The organism is Microcoleus sp. CAWBG27 (genome assembly GCF_020883145.1).
Taxonomy (GTDB): domain Bacteria; phylum Cyanobacteriota; class Cyanobacteriia; order Cyanobacteriales; family Microcoleaceae; genus Microcoleus.
The window spans coordinates 18,750-41,685 of record NZ_JAHREU010000007.1; the positions used below are offsets into that span (position 1 = coordinate 18,750).

22 protein-coding genes and 1 pseudogene are annotated in these 22,936 nt (G+C 44.7%); 13 read left to right on the top strand and 10 right to left on the bottom strand.

Translation table 11 applies throughout. The features are described from left to right. Positions 1-302 precede the first annotated feature (302 nt). The 5 genes from QZ938_RS06125 (at position 303) to QZ938_RS06145 (ending at position 5,337) form a co-directional block, all read left to right on the top strand. A complete protein-coding gene (locus QZ938_RS06125; protein WP_293151404.1) occupies positions 303-1,463 on the top strand; it encodes a low temperature requirement protein A in 1,161 nt (386 codons plus the stop codon). Between the two features lie 91 nt (positions 1,464-1,554). Continuing rightward, positions 1,555-2,241, top strand: coding sequence for a bifunctional 2-polyprenyl-6-hydroxyphenol methylase/3-demethylubiquinol 3-O-methyltransferase UbiG (locus tag QZ938_RS06130; RefSeq protein WP_293151407.1), 687 nt, complete (start codon positions 1,555-1,557; stop codon positions 2,239-2,241). After that, positions 2,241-3,311 (top strand): aromatic ring-hydroxylating dioxygenase subunit alpha, encoded by a 1,071-nt coding sequence (locus QZ938_RS06135; RefSeq protein WP_293349695.1) that lies wholly within the window; start codon positions 2,241-2,243, stop codon positions 3,309-3,311. The genes QZ938_RS06130 and QZ938_RS06135 overlap by 1 nt, the downstream gene beginning before the upstream one ends. Before the next feature lie 159 nt (positions 3,312-3,470). After that, positions 3,471-4,397 carry a DUF262 domain-containing protein gene (locus QZ938_RS06140; protein WP_293349698.1) on the top strand — a complete coding sequence of 309 codons (927 nt, stop codon included), beginning with the start codon at positions 3,471-3,473 and terminating at the stop codon, positions 4,395-4,397. Positions 4,398-4,491: 94 nt separating this feature from the next. Then, entirely contained in the window at positions 4,492-5,337 is an 846-nt protein-coding gene (locus QZ938_RS06145) for an HNH endonuclease family protein (RefSeq protein WP_293349701.1), read from the top strand. Between the two features lie 102 nt (positions 5,338-5,439). Here QZ938_RS06145 and QZ938_RS06150 read toward each other — a convergent pair whose 3' ends face one another. Then, positions 5,440-5,910 (bottom strand): hypothetical protein, encoded by a 471-nt coding sequence (locus QZ938_RS06150; protein ID WP_293151416.1) that lies wholly within the window; start codon positions 5,908-5,910, stop codon positions 5,440-5,442. A 150-nt stretch (positions 5,911-6,060) separates the two neighbouring features. Here QZ938_RS06150 and QZ938_RS06155 point away from each other — a divergent pair, with 150 nt between their 5' ends. Both QZ938_RS06155 and QZ938_RS06160 read left to right on the top strand, forming a co-directional pair. Next, a complete protein-coding gene (locus tag QZ938_RS06155) occupies positions 6,061-6,408 on the top strand; it encodes a type II toxin-antitoxin system RelE/ParE family toxin (protein WP_293151419.1) in 348 nt (115 codons plus the stop codon). After that, the gene (locus tag QZ938_RS06160; protein ID WP_293151422.1) at positions 6,377-6,763 is read left to right on the top strand and encodes a transcriptional regulator; all 387 of its coding nucleotides are present in this window, start codon (positions 6,377-6,379) and stop codon (positions 6,761-6,763) included. Before QZ938_RS06155 ends, QZ938_RS06160 begins: the two co-directional genes overlap by 32 nt. 112 nt (positions 6,764-6,875) lie before the next feature. Here QZ938_RS06160 and coaBC read toward each other — a convergent pair whose 3' ends face one another. From coaBC to QZ938_RS06190, 6 genes and pseudogenes are all read right to left on the bottom strand, one after another. After that, entirely contained in the window at positions 6,876-8,078 is a 1,203-nt protein-coding gene (coaBC, locus tag QZ938_RS06165; protein ID WP_363318787.1) for a bifunctional phosphopantothenoylcysteine decarboxylase/phosphopantothenate--cysteine ligase CoaBC, read from the bottom strand. Between the two features lie 475 nt (positions 8,079-8,553). After that, positions 8,554-8,766: a DUF2555 domain-containing protein gene (locus QZ938_RS06170; RefSeq protein ID WP_096830400.1), complete on the bottom strand. Its 213-nt coding sequence runs from the start codon at positions 8,764-8,766 to the stop codon at positions 8,554-8,556. Positions 8,767-8,811: 45 nt separating this feature from the next. Continuing rightward, positions 8,812-9,438, bottom strand: a complete 627-nt coding sequence (locus QZ938_RS06175) for an alpha/beta hydrolase (RefSeq protein WP_293151427.1) — start codon at positions 9,436-9,438, stop codon at positions 8,812-8,814. Positions 9,439-9,785: 347 nt separating this feature from the next. Then, positions 9,786-11,870: a CHASE domain-containing protein gene (locus tag QZ938_RS06180; RefSeq protein ID WP_293149668.1), complete on the bottom strand. Its 2,085-nt coding sequence runs from the start codon at positions 11,868-11,870 to the stop codon at positions 9,786-9,788. A 97-nt stretch (positions 11,871-11,967) separates the two neighbouring features. Further along, positions 11,968-13,185: pseudogene (locus QZ938_RS06185) on the bottom strand (RNA-guided endonuclease InsQ/TnpB family protein). Positions 13,186-13,644: 459 nt separating this feature from the next. Then, positions 13,645-15,555, bottom strand: a complete 1,911-nt coding sequence (locus tag QZ938_RS06190) for an acetate--CoA ligase family protein (protein ID WP_293349704.1) — start codon at positions 15,553-15,555, stop codon at positions 13,645-13,647. Positions 15,556-16,167: 612 nt separating this feature from the next. Between QZ938_RS06190 and QZ938_RS06195 the strand changes: the two genes are divergently transcribed. Both QZ938_RS06195 and QZ938_RS06200 read left to right on the top strand, forming a co-directional pair. Further along, the gene (locus QZ938_RS06195) at positions 16,168-16,365 is read left to right on the top strand and encodes a hypothetical protein (protein ID WP_293149664.1); all 198 of its coding nucleotides are present in this window, start codon (positions 16,168-16,170) and stop codon (positions 16,363-16,365) included. Positions 16,366-17,480: 1,115 nt separating this feature from the next. Continuing rightward, positions 17,481-18,305: a cyanophycinase gene (locus tag QZ938_RS06200; protein WP_293149676.1), complete on the top strand. Its 825-nt coding sequence runs from the start codon at positions 17,481-17,483 to the stop codon at positions 18,303-18,305. Here the strand turns inward: QZ938_RS06200 and QZ938_RS06205 are convergent, their stop codons facing one another. Together QZ938_RS06205 and QZ938_RS06210 are read right to left on the bottom strand one after the other, a co-directional pair. Then, positions 18,306-18,431 (bottom strand): hypothetical protein, encoded by a 126-nt coding sequence (locus QZ938_RS06205; protein ID WP_293149661.1) that lies wholly within the window; start codon positions 18,429-18,431, stop codon positions 18,306-18,308. A 255-nt stretch (positions 18,432-18,686) separates the two neighbouring features. Continuing rightward, positions 18,687-18,935 (bottom strand): hypothetical protein, encoded by a 249-nt coding sequence (locus tag QZ938_RS06210; protein WP_293149659.1) that lies wholly within the window; start codon positions 18,933-18,935, stop codon positions 18,687-18,689. Positions 18,936-19,877: 942 nt separating this feature from the next. Between QZ938_RS06210 and QZ938_RS06215 the strand changes: the two genes are divergently transcribed. The 4 genes from QZ938_RS06215 (at position 19,878) to QZ938_RS06230 (ending at position 22,012) form a co-directional block, all read left to right on the top strand. After that, positions 19,878-20,165, top strand: a complete 288-nt coding sequence (locus QZ938_RS06215; protein ID WP_293349707.1) for a glycogen-binding domain-containing protein — start codon at positions 19,878-19,880, stop codon at positions 20,163-20,165. Next, on the top strand, positions 20,159-20,593 hold the full coding sequence (locus tag QZ938_RS06220) for an alpha amylase C-terminal domain-containing protein (protein WP_293149655.1): 435 nt from the start codon (positions 20,159-20,161) through the stop codon (positions 20,591-20,593). The genes QZ938_RS06215 and QZ938_RS06220 overlap by 7 nt, the downstream gene beginning before the upstream one ends. 236 nt (positions 20,594-20,829) lie before the next feature. Next, entirely contained in the window at positions 20,830-21,216 is a 387-nt protein-coding gene (locus QZ938_RS06225) for a BON domain-containing protein (protein WP_293149653.1), read from the top strand. Positions 21,217-21,595: 379 nt separating this feature from the next. Continuing rightward, on the top strand, positions 21,596-22,012 hold the full coding sequence (locus QZ938_RS06230) for a DUF2294 domain-containing protein (protein WP_293149651.1): 417 nt from the start codon (positions 21,596-21,598) through the stop codon (positions 22,010-22,012). Here QZ938_RS06230 and QZ938_RS06235 read toward each other — a convergent pair. After that, on the bottom strand, positions 21,981-22,436 hold the full coding sequence (locus tag QZ938_RS06235) for a response regulator (RefSeq protein WP_293149649.1): 456 nt from the start codon (positions 22,434-22,436) through the stop codon (positions 21,981-21,983). The two genes, QZ938_RS06230 and QZ938_RS06235, sit on opposite strands and share 32 nt — an antisense overlap. Positions 22,437-22,936 lie beyond the last annotated feature (500 nt).

Sequence of the window (22,936 nt, forward strand, 5' to 3'; positions counted from 1 at the left end):
TAGTCCTCAGGAAAAGAAGGACTAAAGTCCTCACTACGAACCTTAACAAAAACTGGTTCGTAGTTAGGACTTTAGTCCGCATCCATAGAAGGACTAAAGTCCTCACTACGAACCTTAACAAAAACTGGTTCGTAGTTAGGACTTTAGTCCGCATCCATAGAAGGACTAAAGTCCTCACTACGAACCTTAACAAAAACTGTTCGTAGTGAGGACTTTAGTCCGCATCCATAGAAGGACTAAAGTCCTCACTACGAACCTTTTTATTTTATTTCGAGTAAAATTAGCACACAAAACATTGGTTTATGGCTAAAAGAATCTGGTGGCAAAAACCGCAAATCCGCACCGACGAAGAACAGCACTTGCACCGGAAAGTTAGCTGGCTGGAACTGTTTTTTGACCTGGTATTCGTAGTAGTTATTGCCGAATTGTCGCACAATTTGGCGATCGATGTTTCTTGGGCAGGCGCGGGCAAATACACATTGCTATTCTTGCCCGCATGGTGGGTTTGGATCGGTGCAACTTACTATAACGAGCGGTTTGAGACAGAAGGAATTGAAAATCGCTTGTTTACATTTCTCCTAATTTTGTCTGTAGCGGGATTGGCGGTATTTTCCCACCACGGTTTAGGAGAAACCTCTGTGGGTTTTGCCTTATCTTACGTATTTGCGCGATCGATTGTAACTGTTCTCTGGTGGCGGGCAGGCTACCACGAACCGAGTTTCCGCCCGACTGCGAAACGGTTTGTCATGGGTTCTAGTATTTCGATCGCCTTTTTTATCTTATCCGTTTTCGTACCTCCCCCAACACGTTTTATCTTGTGGGTAATTGGGTTATTTATCGATATCAATACCCCGATATTTACCGTCAAACACCAAGCAAAACTGCCCCAATTTAGCAGTTCCAGACTTCCCGAAAGATACGGACTATTTATGATTATCGTTTTGGGGGAAGCCGTAGTCAGCGTAGTTCAAGGATTGGCCGCCAAAGAACACTTTGATTTTGCCGATGCCATCACTGGAATTCTGGGAATGACGCTAACTTTCGGTATCTGGTGGATATACTTTGATTTTGTCGCTCGCAGGCCTCCAAAACCTGCAACTGGTTGGGTATTTACTTGGGGATATTTGCATATGCCGTTGGTAATGTCGGTGACAGCAACGGCGGCGGGAATCAACAATATGATTGCCTCGAAAGCAACAGTGCTCCCTTTGAACGTGCAGTGCTTAATTTGCGGTTCTTTAGCGATTTCTTTGGCTGTGATTGCTCTCCTGGAAACCACTTTGCGCCGAGATGAGGACGAACCCGCTCACCCGATATGGAGTCCTGCCTTAAAGTTAGCTGCGGCGGTTGTGACACTAATTGTAGGTCTTTTCGGAGGATTAGGAGCGATCGCTCTCCTGAGTTTGTTGGTAATATTACTAGCAATTCAGATGAGTTACGGTTTGTGGGTGTGGTTTCGCTGAGGAGAAAAGTCAGAGCTTGGGAAAAAAAACATCCGCGTGGCTTTGGGTGCATCTGCGGGTAAAATGTTGAATGAGTATAAAGCAAGAATAGATGCTGAAGAGTAACTGGAAAATTCCCAATAAATCTGTAACGTTTGATGATTTTGCAACAGAATACGATTTCGCTGCTACCTTGGAAAGCCAGAACGATTTTTTTACTAAAAATCTGTCTTCCAACAAAGGTACAGCATTAGATATTGGCTGCGGTTCTGGCATTCTGGCTTGGGAATTAGCTAAGTATTACGAGCGTGTAGTGGCGGTAGATTTATCAGCAAAAATGCTGGCTATTGCTAGTCAAAAACGCTCAGCCCCCAATATCGAATACATCCAAATGGATGCCAGTCAATTAGCGTTCGATCGCCAATTTGATTTAATAGTTAGTGCCGCCACTTTTCACCACCTACCCAACCTACCCGTCGCCCTCTCAGGCATTAAGAACTTGTTAAACCGCCAGGGTAAAATTGTCTTTTTAGATAATGTCTCGGAAGTCGAAACACCAGCCACCCTCGGCTACATCATAGGTGCAATCAGAAATTTTATTCCCGATTGTTCTAAATACGGATTTCGCGATGCTTCAAGATTGTTGAAATTTAGATTGTCGCCAAGCTGGTTGAAGCATTTAGCGAGCGACAGGTATTTGTCAGAAGGGAGATTTAAAAGAATTTACGGTCGTTGCTTTCCCGGCTGTTATTTTGTAAGATTGGGTTGTTCTATGGGCGTAATTTGGGAAAATTTGTAATGCAAAATAATGCGATCGAATCGGTATCTGCAAGGATACAAAAAACTCACATCCGCGAGTTGGGCATTAATTTGGAGCAATGGTATGCAGTCGCCCGCAGCACAGAGGTACAGAGTCAGCCCCTAGCTGCGATCTTGTGGCATCGGGCGATCGTGCTTTTCCGCGACAGTGCAGGCAAAATCAACGCTTTAGAAGATAGGTGCCCGCACCGACAAGTTAAACTCAGCCACGGCAAAGTTAAAGGCGATTTAATCGAATGCGCCTACCACGGATGGCGTTTAAATGCAAGCGGAGAATGCGCGGAAGTCGATTATTTAGCAGAAAACCAAAAGCTACCTAACTGCAAAATTCGCTCCTATCCAGTCAAGGAGCAAAACGGTTTTATCTGGCTGTTTCCCGGCGACGAAACCCAATCCGAAAAAATAGATTTATTGGATTTGCCCGAGTGGGAAGATCTCAATTATATTGCCACAGTATCAGTCATCGACTGTCAGGCGCACTATTCATTTTTAATTGAAAACTTGATGGATATGTACCACGGACACTTGCACGATGATTGGCAAGCTTGGGCAAATCCAGTATTAGATACTTTGGCAGAAGACGAGCATCAAGTAACAGCTCGCTATCAAGCACAAAGTTATTACAAAATAGATAAAATTTGGTCAATTTCCCAGTTATTTTTTAAGTCTCTGCGCCGACTGCACCCGGAACCGCTTGATGTGAGTTATGTTTACCCGCACTGGGTTTCAACATTGGGAAGCGACTTTAAGATTTACTGCTTGGTTTGCCCGGTAAGCGAGACAGCAACTCGCGCTTATTTAATTCATTTTACCTCATTAAATGCGTTTTGGCGGCTGCACAAATTGCCTGTGTGGTTTCGCAAGTTTATCAAAGATAGTTGTTTTGGTGCTGCTCAAAAGTTATTAGATGGTTTGGTGCGGCAAGATGTGTTGATGATTGAGGAAGAACAGCAGGCTTTTTTGCAAAATTCGGAAAGAAAGAGTTACGAATTAAATCGGGCGTTGGGTAGCGTGCAAAAGTTGATGAGAAGTCAGGCAGAAAATGGGTGATTCAGCCGCAGATTGACATCTGCGGCGCGACGAATGGAACCAGCCTGCACAGGCTAAGTTGAGAGTTCGCCTTTCCAAGCTTGAGCATGGTATTCTAGCAATAGGGAAAATTGACTTTCGGGAAGCAATTACCAAGCACACCTAACAGAGGAACCAAGCATGAACCGTGTCAGCATCAAGGGTGAACAACATCCGATTAAAAAAATCTTTAGCGATGACTTTATGTTCACCATTCCCCTCTACCAGCGTCCCTATGCTTGGACAAAGGAGGAAGCTGGGGAACTGCTGGAAGACCTGCTAACATTCTTGGGAGATGGTAATGAGACGATTGATGAACTCAACCCCTACTTTCTAGGCAGTATTGTTTTGATCAAATCGGAGCAGCCAGCCGCTGAAATTGTAGATGGTCAGCAACGTCTAACGACTCTCACCATACTACTAGCTGCTCTCAGGGCATCATTGCCAACAGAACACGCCAATGACTTGACCACTTATCTATACCAAAAAGGCAGCTTAATCGCGAATATCTCTAATCGTTACCGTCTGACTTTGCGCGAGCGAGATGCAGACTTTTTCAAGACATATATTCAAAATGAAGGTGGTATTAACAAGCTCCAAGAATTAAACACTGCTGAGCTGATGGATAGTCAGAAGCTTATTAAAGAAAATGCACATTTATTCTTGCAACGTTTGCAGACTCTCGCCGAATCCCAGCATATACGTCTTGCCCAGTTCATCATTACCCAGTGCTACTTAGTAGTGGTTTCTACGCCTGACTTTGACTCGGCGTATCGGATATTTTCTGTGTTGAATAACAGGGGATTGGATCTCTCCATAACTGATATCTTGAAAGCCGACATTATCGGAAAAATACCGGAAAGCCAACAAGAAAAATATACTAAAAAGTGGGAAGATACCGAGGAGAATCTGGGACGCGAGTTATTCAAAGATTTGTTTTCTCATATTCGCATGATTAAGGAAAAGAAAAAACTTAGCAAGAGTATCCTTAAACAATACTTCGGACAGTTTTTTAACGGCTCTGTAAGCGTTGCAGTGCAAGCCCTGGCATTTTTAATGTTTTTTTGAAACTCAGGGCTAGACCTAAAGATTGAAAAAATACTCATCCCTATAGCCATCAAGGGTTTGACATACTCGATTAGATCTAAAACTGTCCGGAGTATTGCTTAAAGAGTTTCAAGAAAACATCAATCCTGCGGCTGGGCCTCAGCAATTCATTGATGAAATTTTAGTTCCTTATGCTAAGGCTTTTTCGGACATTTACAACTCAACCTATGAAAGCGAGGCGCGTGCAGAGGAAATTAATCAACTATTTAAATGGTTAAACAAAATTGATAATTTTGACTGGGTACCACCTGCCATTCTCTACCTATCTCGCAACCGTAACCGTCATAACCCCGATAATTTGGTGCGTTTCTTTATAGATTTAGACCGCCTTGCCACAGGTTTAATGATTGTCCGCGCCAATATTAATGAGCGCATAGAACGTTACAGTAGATTGCTTACTGCTATTGAGCAAGAGGAAGATTTATTCAATTCCTATTCACCGCTTCAGTTTACTCCTGAAGAGTCAAACAATATCCTTAGAGTCCTCGATAGTGACCTTTACCTAATGCCAAAAATTCGTCGTTATGTTTTGGTGCGCTTAGATGCTGCTCTGTCAGAAGGCGAAGCATCTTACAACTTCTCCAACATTACTGTCGAGCACGTACTTCCCCAAAATCCAGGTGCTAATAGTGAGTGGATGAAGTGGTTTGCTAATCAGCAAGAGCACGCTCAATATGTACATCGTCTTGGCAACTTAGTTTTACTATCTTGTGCGAAAAACACTCTGGCACAAAATTATGATTTTGATGTGAAAAAACAGAAGTATTTCACCACTAAAACAGGTGTTTCACCCTTTGCACTTACTACTCAAGTGCTGCGGGAACAGGAATGGACGCCAGAAGTAATCGCTCGACGACAGAAAGAGCAGATTAATGTTCTCAAGAATCTTTGGCGCTTATAGGATAATTGAATTTGATATCAAATTGCTCTAATCTGTCCATCAGCACAAAACCATCTGCGTCCATCTGCGGTCAAAAAAATCTAAATTCCGCCAGCACAAACGTTACTTTTTAGCCCGCTGCTGCTGGTAAACGCTGACGACTTTATCCGCATAAGTGGCAGTGGCGCCGCTTTTGCAAGCTGCGGATTCTCCTGTCATCCACCAGCAAGCGGCGCGGCGGATAGCGGTTAATTCATTGTTGCTGCTAGCTTTGTATTCGTCGCGCAGCAAATCGCCCACGATACAGGTAACAATTGTTTTGGCTTTTGTGGTGTCGGCTTCAAATTGTTGCGGTGTTAAATCTTGTTTGGTACAGAATTTTGCCCAACGGGAAATATTATTCGGTAAAACTTGCCACTGACTGTACATTCCGTCATTTGCGGTTTGCGGCGGCGCGGCTTGTCGCAGGGCTTCTACGAGGGCGGAAACTTGGGCGTCGGTGACTGCGGCTGCGGCTGGAAGTGTTTGCAATCCGAGACTAATTATCAAGCTGCCGAATAGTAGATTGGTTTGTGCGATCGCTCTTAAGTTCATTCACAATTCCCTGTTTTAATCAAAGTTTCTTTCCTGCACAAGGTTTACCTAAAAGGCGATCGAATGCCTCTGTCTTAAGTATGATTTGCTTGGGGAAGGCGGTGGCGATCGCGTTTATGATAGAAATTGGCCAAGAATTAAGATAAAATTATGGAAGTACAACCCAGGGAAATTACAAGTTACGGTACATCAGATGGCAAATTTCCTTTCGACGAGTGGCTTGATTCCGTGCGCGATCGGAATATCAAAGCTAGAATCAAGTCTAGGCTTGACCGAGTTCAACAAGGCAATCTCGGAGATGTCAAGTCAGTAGGAGAAGGAGTTTTTGAACTCAGAATTAATTATGGGCCGGGCTACCGCGTCTACTTCGGACAAGTTGGGTTGACAATTGTAGTCATCCTAGTAGCCGGAGATAAAAGCACTCAAGAACAAGACATTCGACAAGCTATAGTATACTGGGAAGATTATGAAAAACGTGAAAGCACCGACAAGTCATAGCTACCGCGAGTACCTAATTGAATCTCTCAAAGAGCCGGAAGAAGCTGCTGCCTATATCTGGGCTATTTTGGAAGAAAAAGACCCTGAACCCGCACTCCTGAGAAATGCCATCAGAAATGTGATTGAGGCTAGAATCAGGATGAATGCTCTTTCGGAGTCAGCAAAAGAACTTCACGAAAAACTCGATCGGATGCTGACTGAAAGTGGCGGTTCGGAAATTTACAGTTTGGTAGAATTGCTCGAAGCGTTGGGATTTAAACTAGAAATTACGATCGCAAATATTGAGTTGCCGGCCGAGTCGGAATCAACGACTTTTGTAGAATCAGAATTATGCCCGGAACCAGCAAATTTATAGCAGATTGCAGCTTCATTTCCATCGAAGTAAAGGTTAATGTAGGTTATCTGTTGTGTGGGGCGGGTTTATATAAATTGTTTGCGGGTATTAAATATTATTGGTGAACCCGCCCCTACGTATCCATTACAAAATCTAACAGTCGGTGAGCCATTTCTAGCTTGCTGCAAAGTGCGATTTCTACTTGTTTGCCGGCGGCATTAATTAATATTGCTTGATTGGTATTGCTGCCGAAACCTGCACCTATTTGATCGATCGGGTTTGCGGCAATTACATCCAGCTTCTTAGCCCGCAATTTCTCCACCGCAGGCTTGACAATATCTCCAGTTTGTGCTGCAAAGCCGATGAGTTTTTGGTGCGGCTGCTTCAAGTTCCCCAACTCTGCCACAATATCGGCTACGGGTGCTAACGGTAAAGAATTGGGGAGCGATCGCTTTGGCAATTTCTCATTACTGCGATCGACTGGTTTGACATCCGCAACCGCCGCCGCCATCACCGTCAAATCGGCATCGTGAAAGCATTCTAGCATCGCCTGCCGCATTTCTTCGGCGCTGGTAACTGCGATCGCCCGTACACCAGACAGCGGCAATTCCCCAGTTATGCTGTGTACCAGCGTCACAGCCGCGCCACGATGCAGTGCAGCTTGCGCCAAAGCAATCCCCATTTTGCCGGTGGAAGGATTGCCGATAAACCGCACCGGATCGAGGTGTTCTCGGGTTCCTCCCGCGCTGATTAACACCCGCTTACCGGCTAAATCTCGATCGCCCTTAGCATACAACAGCGACTCAATATGAGGCAAAATCTCATGAGGTTCAGCCATTCTACCGACACCCGCGCGATCGCACGCCAGCATTCCCGCCCCCGGATTCGCCGCATGATAGCGCCGATAACTCAACACTTCCCGCCAATTCCGCTGCACCGCAGGCTGTTCCCACATATCAGTATTCATCGCCGGCGCCAGCAAAATTGGGCAAGTAGAAGCTAAAACAGTATTAGTCAGCAAATTATCAGCAAAACCCCCCGCCAGCTTAGCCAAAGTATTAGCAGTCAGGGGAGCGATCGCAAAAACTTCCGCCCATTCTCCCAGTTGAATGTGCAGCGGGCGGCCGTGATTTGCTTGCCAAAAATCCTTGTCAGTAAAAGCAGGATGGCGGGAAAGAGTAGCAAAAGTCAAAGGCGTGACAAACTCCCCGGCTGCATCAGTCAGAATCACTTTAACTTCAGATCCAGCTTTTGCTAAAGTTGAAACTACTTCACAAACTTTGTAAGCCGCAATCCCGCCACTAACGCCGATTAAAATTCGTCTACCTTTCACCATAGGATTTTATATTTTAGATAAAATACGACTTACTTATAATATTATTTGGATTTAAGATTGGTTAGTAGTGAGGACTTTAGTCCGCATCCATGAAGGACTAAAGTCCTCACTACAAACCTGATAAGATTGGTTAGTAGTGAGGACTAAAGTCCGCATCCATGAAAGGACTAAAGTCCTCACTACTAACCTGATAAGATTGGTTAGTAGTGAGGACTAAAGTCCGCATCCATGAAAGGACTAAAGTCCTCACTACAAACCTGATAAGATTGGTTAGTAGTGAGGACTAAAGTCCGCATCCATGAAAGGACTAAAGTCCTCACTACAAACCTTGTTTCATATTCTCACAAAAAAGAATCAAGAAAGAAGTTGAGATGAAAACAGACAAAAATCCATAACTCATCTGTTCAATCCGCAACAAAATATGCTGCTAACTTCTTCCTCAATTCCGTCGAAACTTTGAGCTAGATTTTTAAGCCTATGCTTCGTCGTAGGCTTCCATATCCAGAAGGTGGAGATAGGGTTCAACCATCTCCGGCCGCTGAAAGGCAAGCGATCGCAACAAATGCCAATCATTCAATCCCTCAAAAGGATCTGTATAATCGTCAACTTCCAAACGGACAGCCAATTCTGCCACGTCCTCAGAAGTAAGTACAGCAATATCGCGCGATGCTTTGGTTAAAGTTTTCATTTTTTTCCCCTGCCCGAGACTTCCGCCATACTATATCCTAAGCCTTTAATCAGATTTAGACACAGTTTCTACAACAAAACTTCGCATTACATCTACAACTTCCGGGATAATCTCGTGTCCCATGTTAAATTCTCGATACTGCACCGGTGCTCCCCAAGCAGTCAAACTCTCGCGCGATCGCACCGCCGCACTAACGGGCACAATAGTATCCTGAGTACCGTGCACGATCGAAACAGGTGGCAAAGCAATCCCAGCAACTGGTGAAATCGACGAATGCAAATAACCGCTCAAACAAATTAAACCCGCTAGGGGCAAAGTCAAGCCCACATCCAGAGTCATCGCCCCGCCTTGAGAAAAGCCACCTAAAATCGTGCGAGACAAAGGCACGCCCGTGCTGCTTTCCAAAGACAGCAATAATTCCTTCAGCAATTCCCTGCTTTCTACCAATCCCTCAGCATCTTTGTTTGCTAGGTCATACCACATTTTGCCACCCATTACCTGAGGATGGGGAAACGGGGCGTCGGGAAACACAAACTGATAATCCGGCAAATTAAACGCCGGTGCTAACGCAGTCAAATCCCGAGCATTAGCACCCCATCCGTGCAAAGCGACAATTAAAGCGACTGGTTTGCGATCGGTGGTTGGCGGAATGCTAATAAATTGTAAAGACATCGTAATTAGTAATTGGTAATCAGGCCTTAGTACAATGATAAATTGTCGCGGGTAAAATCCCAGATATTGGTTTTGGGTAATACTTAAATGTAAATTAGGATGTGCTTGCTAATAATATCGTTTCCGGTTGCATCGGTATTGTTTAAACTGTCAACTGTCAATTAAGGATCGCAAATTAAATAATTTATACATATTTGTGGGATGGGCGTCCCGCCCGTCTAGAAAGAACGGGTTCTCCCGCCCATCCCACAATAACAATAAAAATTGTAAGTTATTTAATTCTCATTCCTAAGAGGGCCCGCACTCTTGGCACCGCCATATAACTGTCAACTGTCAACTGTCAACTGTCAACTGACGCGTACCGCTGATGAAATATTAGCAACTGATTGCTCGGGCTGTTGCCGCACGGGTACCTCAATCCAGAATTCAGTTCCCTCTCCCGGAGCCGATACGCACCTGAGCGAACCTTGATGTTTTTCCACTATTTGATAGCTAATCGACAATCCCAATCCGGTACCTTTGCCTACAGGCTTGGTAGTAAAAAACGGCTCAAACAAACGTTGTTTTACCTTCTCCGTCATGCCCGCTCCATTGTCCGCGATCCGCACGCACGCACAATTATAACTTAAAAGTTCAGTGCGAATCACAATGGTAGGTAAAAAAGGCGACTCTGAGGAAAATTTTGCGATTAAATGTTTATTTTTTTCGCCGTCATACAAAACATCAATGGCATTGCTTAAAATATTCATGAATACCTGATTTAATTGTCCTGCCCAGCACTCCACCAAGGGCAATTTGCCGTATTCTTTGATAATTTTAATGCCGGGAAAATCACCGTTAGCTTTCAGCCTACCGTCCAAAATCATCAAGGTACTGTCAAGGCCTTCGTGAAGATCGACCGACTTCATTTCAGCTTCATCCAAACGCGAAAAATTTCGTAGAGAAAGCACAATCTGGCGGATGCGTTCGGCTCCTACATTCATCGATTTTAGGAGTTTAGGCAAGTCTTCACTAATGAATTCCAAATCGATCTCTTGTAGTTTTCCTTGTACTTCTGGCGTTGGGTTGGGATATTGCTGCTGGTATATTTTCACAAGTTCCAGCAAGTTTTGAGTATATTCGCCTGTATGGCTCAGGTTGCCAGAAATAAAGCAGACAGGATTGTTAATTTCGTGAGCCACTCCAGCCACCAACTGCCCCAAGCTGGACATTTTTTCAGTTTGGATTAGTTTTAATTGCGCTGACTGTAAATTTGTCAGTGCCGTTTCTAGTTCAGCGGTGCGCTCTTTTAGTTGAATTGTACGATCGCGCACTTGGTGTTCTACTTTGGCTGTACGTCCTAGAGACATCAACAGGTAAGCCGTCAAGCTGCCACTCATCAAAAGCCCGATCGCGCCAATTGCCAGCGAACCCTCATGGGCGCTCAGACTATCGTACCCCTTTCCCGGCAAAACTAGCAGCATCCACTGGCGGTCTGCTATGTTAAATGTGCGAGTGCAAGCACTCTTATTTTCACAGATAGGTTGCCGGAGATTAGTTAACTCTGGATGTTCTAGTTCTGCATTATCTATAAACTGCTTGGTTTGCGAGTCGTACCGCATCAGAAAGCGTTCTTTCCCTGTAGCTGAATTGTCATAGAGATAAAAATTTATGTGATCTAAATTCAGCGATTCTAAATAAAAATTGACCATATTGGTAATCTGAAACACACCTGAAATCACTCCCCTGAGGTTTTCGCGGCTGTTTGCCGAGTTATCTGGAGAACTTGCGCGGCCAGGTACTGGCAGAAATAGTTGCACTCCAGGTCGATCGTTCTTGATTAATTGAATCTTCCCCGAAGCAGCTATTTTCCCGGTATTCACCGACTTCTCTAAAGCTGCTTTGCGTTCGGGATTGGAAGCCAGATCGAAACCCAGTGATTTTGTATCTGCTTCCAGGGCTTCTCTGTACGTGACAGGAAAATATTCCGATCGCGCTTTTACTGGCACAGGCTTTTTGTCAGCATCTCGCTCGTAGATTTGAAATGCCCGAAAACCTTCGGCTCGAATTGTCTGTTCGTAAGCTGCTTTGTCCGCAGCCGGGACGCGCAAAACCCAGTTTACAGAAAAGACGGCAGCATTTCGGGACAGTGCCGGTTGAACGAATTCCCTCAAATCTTCTCTGCTAACTTCAGCAGATGCGCTGTAGAATGCTTGAATTGAGTACAGAAAATCTAAGTTTTTGTTGATGCTTTGCTGTAATGTCGCATTCAGGCGATCGGCTTGCTGATGAAATTCTGCTGCCATCCGCTGATTTTCCCAATTCCAGACAACGGCAGCCGCTATCAATGACAAGCCGGCACCCGTGCAAAGAGTCAACGCTGCTGGAATGTAGCGGCGATACGACTGTAAACTTTTCGTTACTAAATTAAACCAATTGCTCGCAACATTCATATTTCCAGAGTTTTTGGCACCGGAGTGCGATTCGTTTAAATAGTTCTGAATTTCCTTGTTGACACTCCCCAGCCTGAAGGCGTGGGGATTCTTTGATCTACGACATGACTTGCTGATGCAGGATTTCTCCAGCTTGCAGTAGAGGACTCATCTCCCAAAGCGTTGCTTGCATTTAATGCAAAGCTTCCCGTATGCCCTACGGTAGCCAATCCTCGACTTAGGATATTTCTAGCTGCATTGAAATCCCTATCTAAGCTACAACCACACTGACAAACGTGAGTTCTAGTAGATAGTGTTTTCTTGACAATTGTACCACAACTAGAGCATTCTTGGCTGGTATATTGCGGATTTACCGCAACTGTTACTTTCTCAAATACTTTGCCAAAATATTCAAGCCAGACACGAAACTGATACCAAGAAGCATCATTAATCGACTTAGCCAAACAGTGATTTTTTGCCATATTTTTAATTCTCAAATCTGCCTTCGGCACGGCGAAGCGCCTACGTAAGCTATCAAATCGTTAGATTGAACTACGCACCGTGCAAGTTTGATTGCATGATCTTTACGTTGCCTACTTATTTTGAGGTGGCGTTTTCCTAACACCTGTCTGGCTTTGCCTCTGTTCTTTGAACCTTTTAGTTTTCTTGATGTTCGACGTTGACAACGCTTAAGAACTTTTTCACCTTTTCGGAGGAACTTGGGGTTTTCAACCATTACCCCATTGGAATCGGTATAATATTCCTTCAACCCAACGTCTAAGCCGATGTTATTACCATTCGGTTCTACTATGTTTTCTTTTCGGTCAACATCAACACAAAACTGAACATATACGCCCGAAGCCCGTTTCACCAATCTCACCCGTTTAATTTGGTTAATTTGGTAGAAGTGTAAGTCCCGTGTTCCTTTGAGTTTGAGCTTGCCAATTCCTTTTTTGTCGATAAACTTAATCGACTTCCGATCTTGGGCCAGTTTCCATCCAGTTAATTTATACTCAACTGAGCGACAATCTTTCTGGAATTGCGGATATCCTTTTTTACCGGGAATCCCTTTTTTGCAGTTATCATAGAATCGGGAGATAGCATACCATGCTCTTTCAGCACTGGCTTGTCTTGCTTGAGAGTTAAGTTCGTCGGCAAACGGAAATTCACTCGCCAGTACCGCACAATATTTGTTTAAGTCGTACTTATCTATTTTTCTATTGTCCATCCAATAGCGCAAACAGCTATTGCGAACAAATTGAGCTGTACGAATTGCTTCATCTACTGCCGTGAACTGACTTGATTTCCCGTAGGCTTTAAACTCAAAAACTAGCATGGTTTGACCTCCCACGTTATCCTATATCTTTCAGTACAAGATTGGCTCGCAAGTGCAACAAAGATTTATAATTAAAGCCATCCTAGAAGGACTGGGTTTTCAACCCAGTTTCCTTGATAACACGATCGACAGCGCAGAAACAAGATTGTCTCAAAACTTAAGATCGCACAAATATGAATTTATCTTCATAAAGTCGGTTTCTGCGAAAATATTAGTTTGGTAACGACAAGATGATAATTACCTTACCTCAGTATAGTGCGCCGAATGCACCTTACACAAGTAGCAATTCGCACTTGATTTTTAAATTTGAGTGGGCGCTACACACCTTGCCTAAATAGCAATTTGCACTTAACCGTCAACACGAAGGTGCACTTATTACTTTGTGCGAGTAACAATTCGCACCTTTGTGTTGATTTAATTGTCTGCAACCCACACCTTACTCAAGTAGCAATTTGCACCTTACAAAATAGTCCCAATTTCCTTCAAATACACCCGAGTAAACGGTTCCCCATCCTCCAGACTGTACTGTTCGATCAAACCTTGGCGGCGGATAGAAATACTATTGCCTTCCCGCACCACCACAGTATCATCATCAGTGCTTTCCCTGAGCAAAATCATCTCTGTTTCCCCCGGATTGTCCAGCACCACCATATTACTGCCCTGATAAAACATTCCCTCAGCTTCCAAAACATTTTCGGGATATTCAGCAATCAACAAATCGAGCTTAGGATTCCGCAGCAAAGTTTGCACATTAAGATTGTAATTTTTATGCAAAACCTTTTCAGAACGGTTGACAAAAAGTCCAGAGCGACAAACAGCACCGATTGTCCAATCAGGATGTTGCAACAAAATGTGGTCGATTGTTTCTTGCAGTTCGTGTACCGAAATTCGGTTGAACGTAATAATCGGAATTCTGGCTGATTTTCCAGAATCAAAGAAAGTATCAATAATATGTGAAGGCACATCAACCCCTTCTCCGACAGCCGGGTTGAGGTGCATAAAAATTCCCGGCGCGGCATTGATTTCGATAATCCCAAAATTCCCAGTTTTCCAAGATTTGGCGAGAGTTTCTGTGACAACATCAATCCCCAAACAAGTTAACCGAAAATGCAGGGCGATATCTTGAGCTAAAACAATGTTATCCGGGTGAATGGTGCGAGTAGCATCGATGCTGACGCCACCTGCGGAAAGATTGGCTACTTTCCGCAGAGATACAGTGCGATCGCCCTCTACGACACTATCCAATGACAGCCCTTGTTCTTCTAGATACATTTCCATCGCTTCGTCGGACTGAATTTTGCTCATCGCCGAAGTTGGCGTGTCCAAGCGTTCTGGTTTGCGGTTTTCGCGGCGGATCAATTCCCGAATAGTTGAGTCGCCGTCTCCTCTTACCCAAGCGGGCCGGCGTTCAGTTGCAGAAACAAACTTGCCGTCAACGCACAGCAGCCTAAAATCCGCTCCTTTGATGCTGTTTTCCACAATAACTCGCACGGGCGAGGTTTCGGGAATTGCGTTAACTGCTCTTTTAAAAGCCGCCTGCAATTCCTCTGCATCTCCCACATCTGCGGTGACGCCAATTCCTTTATGACCGACTACTGGTTTAATAGCAACTGGGTAGCCAATTTCTCTCGCAACTCCCAAAGCTCCGTTTTCTGTGGAGACGATATCGCCTTTAGGAACTGGAAATCCTAAGGTAGCAAGAAAAGCTTTACAATCATCTTTGCGCGTGGTAAAATCTGAGTCTAAATGACTGTCGGAATCAAAAGTTGTGGCAGAGCCGCGCACCAGTTTTTTACCGTAACCGTATTGCATCAATCCTTCATCCCACAAATAAAATGTGGGAATGCCTTTTTGGGATGCCGATCGCATTAATGAATAAACTGTCGGGCCTCCGTAAACAGACTGGCGGAACATATTTTGCAGGGCGCCGATTTGTGCTGCTAACGGGAAATCTTGATTTTGATCGATCGCTTCAAACCAATCCCAAACAGCGTAAACTACGGCTCTGGCGCTGCGGGCGTGAATTGCTTCTATGCTGATTCTGCTAAACCCAGAAAATGGTTTGACGTTCCAGTGTTGGAAGTGCAAACCCATATCGAGTTTTGCTACTTCTGAGGCGGTGCGGCCGAACAGTTGAGCGTGGTTCGTGAAGCTTTCGTGCAACAGTTGCGGGTAGCGATCGCCAATAATTTCATGGTAATGTGCGATCGGCTGTGGTGCGATCGCATCCGTCACCGCCAAATCGAAAACTAAAGCCGCTGTTTCTAAATAAGGGTTTGGCCCGATGTAATGTTTGAAGTTGAAAATATCAAAAACATCGGTTTTTCGAGCATTAACCCGGGCTGTCTCGGTATTTTTTTCTTGCAGCATTTTTTAACCTCCTTTGAGCTAACTTATCACACTAGCTCTCTTGTCGGCGCATTCGATACTACCTGCGGGCATATATATTGTAGAGTCTCAGACAGATGAGGTATGTCCGCTAATCGGTAATCGGTAATCGCTCGCGCATATAGCCTTTCTCAAAAAGATGAGGTACGTCTGAGAGCTGGTATAACCGCTTAGACGTATAGGGCTCGCATCCCAACAACATACCTCATCTTTCTGATAACCGCTATATAGGCTCGATCGGGTTTTTGGAGGTACAGACGCCACCGTTTACAAATCCTGACATTCGCAGAATCTGGCATACCTCATGGGGTGCGATCGCCACTATATTGCAGAGAGAGGGAGAGAATGGGAGAGGAAGAAAGAGAGGGAGAGGGGGAGAGAGAGGGAGAGGAAGATAGAGACGAAGAGGGGGAGAATTACCCAATTACCAATTCCCAATTACCAATTCCCCATTACGAATACTAATGACTAATGACTAAATGACTAATCACTAAATTATCAATCACTAATGAAAAAAAGCTATAACTTTTGAGAGGTACACAGCCAATTAAAATTGGCTATGACTGTGAAAAAGGATTTAAGAGGCAGAGAATTATGAAGATTGCACAAACTGCTCTCAGGGATCAAGTTCATCAATTAGCTGAGGAAGCATTTCACTTGAAGCTGATTTCTGGGTACGGTGACGGTCAACACAGCAACGAATATCAGATTGTCTGGAACGGCAAACCCCGACACCTGCCTTTGGAACGAGCGCGTACAGTATTGAGCAATTTGATCGAGCGATCGCACTAACTCGCGATCGAACTAATCTAAAAGCGCCGATCGACCCGGTTGATACGAAAAATAAAAGGTTTATGGGTCAAGTCTCCAGTCAGAAATCGGGTTGATGACCCGTCGCGCGTAAGTCCTGTAATGTAAACTCATTTTTTGACCCCTCCTCCATGGTGTGAGGAGGGGTTAGTTTTTTTATCAAAAATCGCCTTACCAGAAAGAATTGGTTGAAAGCCGGAACCCTTTGAGGGAAAAATTAAAATCAGACTATTCATTACTCCAATACTCAGACTTTTAGGTAGAGTTCGCTTTTCAACTGTCAACTGTCAACTGTCAACTGTCAACTGTTGAAAGCCCGGGATTCGAGTGAAATAACCGGAACGCTTGAGTTGCGTGCCTCCCAGACTTATCAAAATCAGAGGTTTGTTCTGTATCGATCTCTACCTTTTGGCAGTTTTAGGACACAAAAAAGTTATGTTTTAGCTCCTCGGCGGGAAGCCCCGCGCTCTATTGCGTTGCCATGAGCGTCGGGATGAGAGCCAAGGCAATGATGAATTGTGCCCTTGACCGATGCGAAACGCATTTGAGCAAGGGATTGGGCACGATGAAGAATTGCCAATCTCCTACAAACGAAGCGAGAAAAACTGTATCCGCTCAATAACTCGGGGTAGACTACTGCTTTTGGAACGATTTTGCGATGCTTGACGCTCATCATTGAGCGATTTACCCCGATTTATTGAGCGGATACGAAGCGAGAAAAACTGATATACTACTCGCGAGGTCGCTGACCTGCCTAGCCTCTCGAACAGACAGGATTAAGTAGCAGTCATATGCTTGCCACAGCAAGATTGTCGCTAGGGAAGCCGAACCGTCACTGGAAGCCATGAGCAAGCCATACGGCAAGGACAGAAAACAATTAAACTCCTTGGGGCGCAGGGAGTCTGCCCGGAGGCTGTGTATGCAGTCTGCCAGTAAGGGACACACAAGTGATCCAAACCTGTGGACGCTGTGTAAGACCAGTGTTCTCCTTGTGGGAGCAACGGCAACGGCGGATGAAACGGGAAGCCCGCTTCTGTATGCGAAGCATCAGAGTCGGGTACGTCACTGAAATACAATTCATTAAGAGTGCAGATCGTATGGCTGGCAGCGAAAATCAGGGAAAGTTGCTAATTATTGGCGGCGCCGAAGACAAAGACGGGGATTGCAAAATTCTGCGGGAATTCTTGCGGTGCGCTGGAGGCACTAAAGCCCGCATTGTAGTGATGACGGCTGCGACAAGCCTCCCGGGAGAAGTCGGAGATAATTACATCAGAGTGTTTGAACGGCTGGGCGCTGAAGATGTGCGAGTGGTTGATACCCAGAAAGCCGAAGATGCTGACAATCCAGATTATTTAGAAGCGATCGAACAAGCGACTGGCATATTCTTTACCGGCGGGGAGCAAGCGCGGATTATTAGCTGCTTGAAAGATACCAAACTCGACGCAGCTATGCACAAACGCTACTCCGAAGGGGCGATCGTTGGCGGCACCAGTGCAGGCGCGGCGATGATGCCAGACATGATGATTATTGAAGGAGACTCCGAGACAAATCCTCGCGTTGACGTGGTAGCAATGGGCCCGGGAATGGGTTTCCTGCCAGGAATTGTCATCGATCAGCATTTCGCCCAGCGAGGCCGTCTGGGACGCTTAGTTGCTGCACTCTTGTTGCAACCAGCAGTCTTGGGATTTGGGATTGACGAAAATACAGCTATTTTAGTCAGCGGTGACGTGGTTGAAGTCATTGGCGAAGGGGCTGTAACTGTCATCGACGAGTCGGAAAAACTCCACGACAATATGGATGGACTGTTGAAGGATGAGGCTTTGGCGCTTTGCGGGGCCAAGTTGCACATCCTCCCCCACGGATATCGATTTAATTTGAAAACTCGCCAGCCGATGCTCGATAGGGTAGCAACGGTAGCATAGTCAGACTCGGGCGATCGGGCAACTTGCTTGCAACTGTGCAAAAATCTCAAAATTATCTAGGGTGCGATCGATCGCACCTTGCTGTTTGAACGAAGTATCATATCGTGTCCGATCTATTAACCGCAATCAGACTCGTTTGTAGTGCGGACTTAAGTCCGCCTCCGGAAAGCGGACTTAAGTCCGCACTACAAACCTTTTTGTTCGCGCGTGCGGACTTAAGTCCGTAGATTTTTACGGACTTAAGTCCGCACTACAAACCTTTTTGTGATGGTAATCGACCGGACACGAACTCAAGGTAAAAACAACCTGATACTTCGTCCAAGACACTAATAAAAAGAAGAGGCAAAATGCTCTTCTTTTATTACTGCCGTTTCTGCTTTTTTAAGCACTTTTTTGTTCGTCAAAAAATGACTGCTGCCCATCTTCAGTAGATACTAAATTCCACCCTTGAGTTATCAGCTTCTGAAAAGTTGCCCATCCCTTAGAACCCCCTGGCTCCATGTAGTCCGAAACCGCGAACTGCGGAAAAGCAGTATAAGGCCGCCACGCTTGACGAGCTTCGGTACGCAGGTGCAATATCTTTTCTCCATTGCCTCCCAATCTGGGCAACCAACACATTTGTTTTAGCATTTTTAACACTCCAGAGTTTTTACAGTAACGGTAATTCGTCAACATCCCAAATTAAACTTTTAGAGCCATCTTAGCCGCTGCTCGGAAGATCTAACAGGTAACAGGGACGGATGAAATTTTCACCGATTACCAATTACTGAGGTAGCAGCAGTCGTTTAAGCTGATTTTGGTTCTGCAAAGTTTCCCAGTCTTTGACTAAAAAACAAGTGCTACCAAGGTATAAGCAAAAATAATCATTGCTCTTATCCGCTCAAACTCGACTTAAAGGCGATCGCCCGAGAATCCAGTTGAATAAAGTATTTATCTTTCTGGTTTCCCTTACTTGATAACTACAAGCTCATCCTCGCTCTTTCCGCCTAAAATGACATCTTTCTACGGTATTAGCTCTGTCAGCTAAAAAATGTTCCTTTAGTTACAAATATTAATCTTTGAAGGCGATTTATCTACTTATCAAAAGTTAAATTAATTTTCATAAACAGCGATCGATAAGTTTTAGTTACTTTAGCTACAATTTTGATTTCATTCAGGGTTCGGGGTGCTTTGCTTGTGCTGCACTTGACTCAATTACGCCCCCGATCCCCCTAATCCCCTTTCCAAACGGGTGGTTTTACGATCGCAAGAGATAAAGGTACGTAGTTGCGCTTCAGCGCTCTTGAGACGTATGGATAAAGAGGGCTGAAGCCCAACTACGTACCTAATTTTTGTAGCGATAAATACAGGTATGTAGTTGCGCTTCAGCCCTCTTTCATAGATCTAAAGAGGGCTGAAGCCCAACAACGTACCTAATTTTTATGATGATAATCAAACCACGCTCTAGGGTGCGCGCGGAACTCATGACAACATTCGAGTTACGATTTAACTCTTAAGAACGATGGCGACAGATTGGCAAAATTGTAAAAATGAATACTAATCACAGTTATAAGTTCTGCGTAAAAGGTATTCATGGCCGCTGCAATTCAATTCAAACTCTTCGCTCCCAACAACAAAGCAGCTACAGTGTTCGGCTCTTTTTCTAAATGGGAAGAAATTCCCTTAGAAAAAGATGATAGAGGTTATTTCCACACTAAAATTCAGCTCGCAGACGGTATTTATCAATACAAGTTCCGAGTGCAGTCGCAGAGTCCTTGTTTTGAAACCGACGAATGGGTAAAAGTTAATGACCCCTACGCTACTGAGATTGACAGCACTGCTCATATTTTAAACGCGCTAAATTGGCAGCAGTTTTGCTAGTCACAGCAGTAGGAATACCGATGCTGTGGATGGGCGAAGAGTTCGGACAATCCACTCGCCAAACCCCCAGCCAGCCGAATAACTTGCAATGGTCTTTGTTGAACAATCAGCAGAATCATGATTTGTTGGAATACTACAAACACCTGATTCGATTGTGGACAAATGTTCCGGCACTTTACACCCAAAACATTGAATTCATCCACCAAAATACCGAAGCTAAAGTGCTCGCTTACTATCGCTGGAGCGATGAGGGTTCGCGAATAGTAGTGGTGACCAATTTTTCGGACACTTATCTATCTACTTACTGTATTCCTAACTTTCCCGATACCGGAACTTGGCACGAGTGGATGTACAACAAAATTGTAGAAGTTGGGGAAGAAGACTTTAAGTTTGATTTCCCGGAATGGTCGGCTCATGTATTTCTTTGAGATGAGAAAAATTTATGTCCCCAGGCAGAGGTTTGATGAAGTTGTAGAAGATTAAATTGTATTTATGACTGGCACATACAACTCGCTCGACCGAGTTTTTGTACCGAGCCTGATGGCCGTAACAACTCGGTGTCTGCGTCCTGAATGGCGATCGCAATTCCTGGTATTGAGTATAAGAATTGTACGGCGCCGTGCCAAATGTCAATTAACAAAAACATTTTGAGAGGGTAACTTCTGTGGGCTGGCTAAAAAGACTGTTTGGTTTAGAAAAACTGGAAAATCAAGAAAATGTGGAAGCTCCTGCTTACCAAGCACCTGTAGCTCCATCTCAAGCTCAAGTTCAAACTCAACCTGCTGCTAGGGCGACTCAGACAATCCCGCCGGAACGCATGGGATTGAATGGAGAATACGATCAAAGCGGTTTAGCTAAACGGGTGGCTCAGGCTTTCGATGCAAATCCTGATGTGGCGGACATTGAGACTGTTTATGTTGCTCAACACGGTACTACGGTGGTTCTCAAAGGTACGGTTCCCAGTCAGGAAATTGTCACCAAGTTGGTGACAATTGCTAAAAGGGTTAAGGGTGCAACTGGGGTGGAAACCAATCAAGTTACTGTCGGCTAGGGGAGCATCTCAGTTTGGTATTTATAGTGCGAGCGTCCCCGCTCGCGAGTTGTAGAATACGCGAGCGGGGACGCTCGCACTATAATAAAAAAAATGCTTTTTGCAAAACTGAGATGCTCCCGTTGGCTAGGGCGACGGTTGTTGGGAACAGTTAACGGTTAACAAGTGAACTGTTAACTGTGATACCAATTTAATGTGAAGTTGCACATATTCCGATCCCCCTAAATCCCCCTTAAGAAGGGGGACTTTGAGAAGATTCCAGTCCCCCCCTTATTAAGGGGGGTTAGGGGGGATCAGATTCTATGCAGCCTCATAAAAATTGGTATGAACTGTTAACTATTAAGTATTTTTTTTAGCGATCTTGCTATACATAAAAAATATGACCGGGGAAAATTTAGTACCTACTCGCGGAAAGTTAGAACGCAGTCTGGCCCAGGGTATTCAAGCTTTGTATCGCTCTCTGCTGGGACAGCAAACGAGTCAGGCGCTCTGCAATCTTTTGGATAACAAATTAATCATTGTAATCGAAAATGCGATTACTCAACCAGAAAAACTGCTGGCTCAGAACGGTCAGGAAGATTTGGCTTCCCAGGTGCGATCGCAATTAGAGTCAGTTCTGGAAGTGGCACTGAAAGACTTAATCAAAGAGGTTTTGGGTGTGGCCGTGACTGATTTGCTCAGCGATGCGACTTTGGAGACGGGCCGCGCCGGAACGATCGCAATTTTGGAGTCTGCACCTCAAGTTCGCGATTCGAGTTCTAAGTCTAAAACTCCACGAGAATCGGCTGATGGTTGAGATGGTGGCGGATAATTTGTTCTAAATCCTTGATGTTGAAAGGTTTAGAAAGATATGCAACGCAGCCTGCTTCGAGAATCCGATCGCGGTCTTCTGTTTTTGCTAGTGCTGTGACGGCCACGATCGGAATATGTCTGAGATCCGGGTTTTCTCTGATCCGCTTTACTAATTCTATACCGTCTATATCGGGCAGACAAATATCGAGTACGATTAAGTCGGGAGAGCGCGAGACTGCTGTCGAAAGAGCACTGTAGCCGTCCATGGCTCCTACGCACTCGCAGCCGAATAAATCGAGTATTTGCGTCAGCAGCTCTAAGTTATCGTGATTGTCGTCTACAGCCAATACGAGAGGACGCTTGTCAACCGCCAGGTGACCCATATTTAAAGAAGATTCCAAATGCTGATTCCACGTAGGGTAGTTCATAAATCCAGATCGAAAAACGATCGTAAAAGTTTTACCCGAGGCATTCTTCAAGTGGCGCTCCGGCACTTGAAACAGATTGGCTCGTATTTGTAGCTCTCAGATGGCCAGTCTTCAGTCTAGCCAGATTGTACAATATCGCTGCGAGTTCTGGCAAAGACTGCACCAGTCGAGCGCTCCCACAGTATCTCCATAATTTTACCGATCCCCGGGCAAATTGCCAACTTACGCCCTAAGGTTGCGTCAGCTTTGACAACAAGAGGCGATTACTAGGAAAAAGCTTGCTAATAAACTATCCTAGCTTAATTTTTGCTTTGAAGAGTGGCCGCAGTTTTTGAGAATTCTCTCAACATTACACTACTGATATCCTCCGTGTATATACCTAAAGAAAGATTAGATGAGGCACATAAATTTAACAACTTCCACCTGCTGAGATACTTATTTCTCCGGTTTAGATTTCAATGTTTTTAAGTAGTAATTATCGCTACTTAAACCCGTAAAAA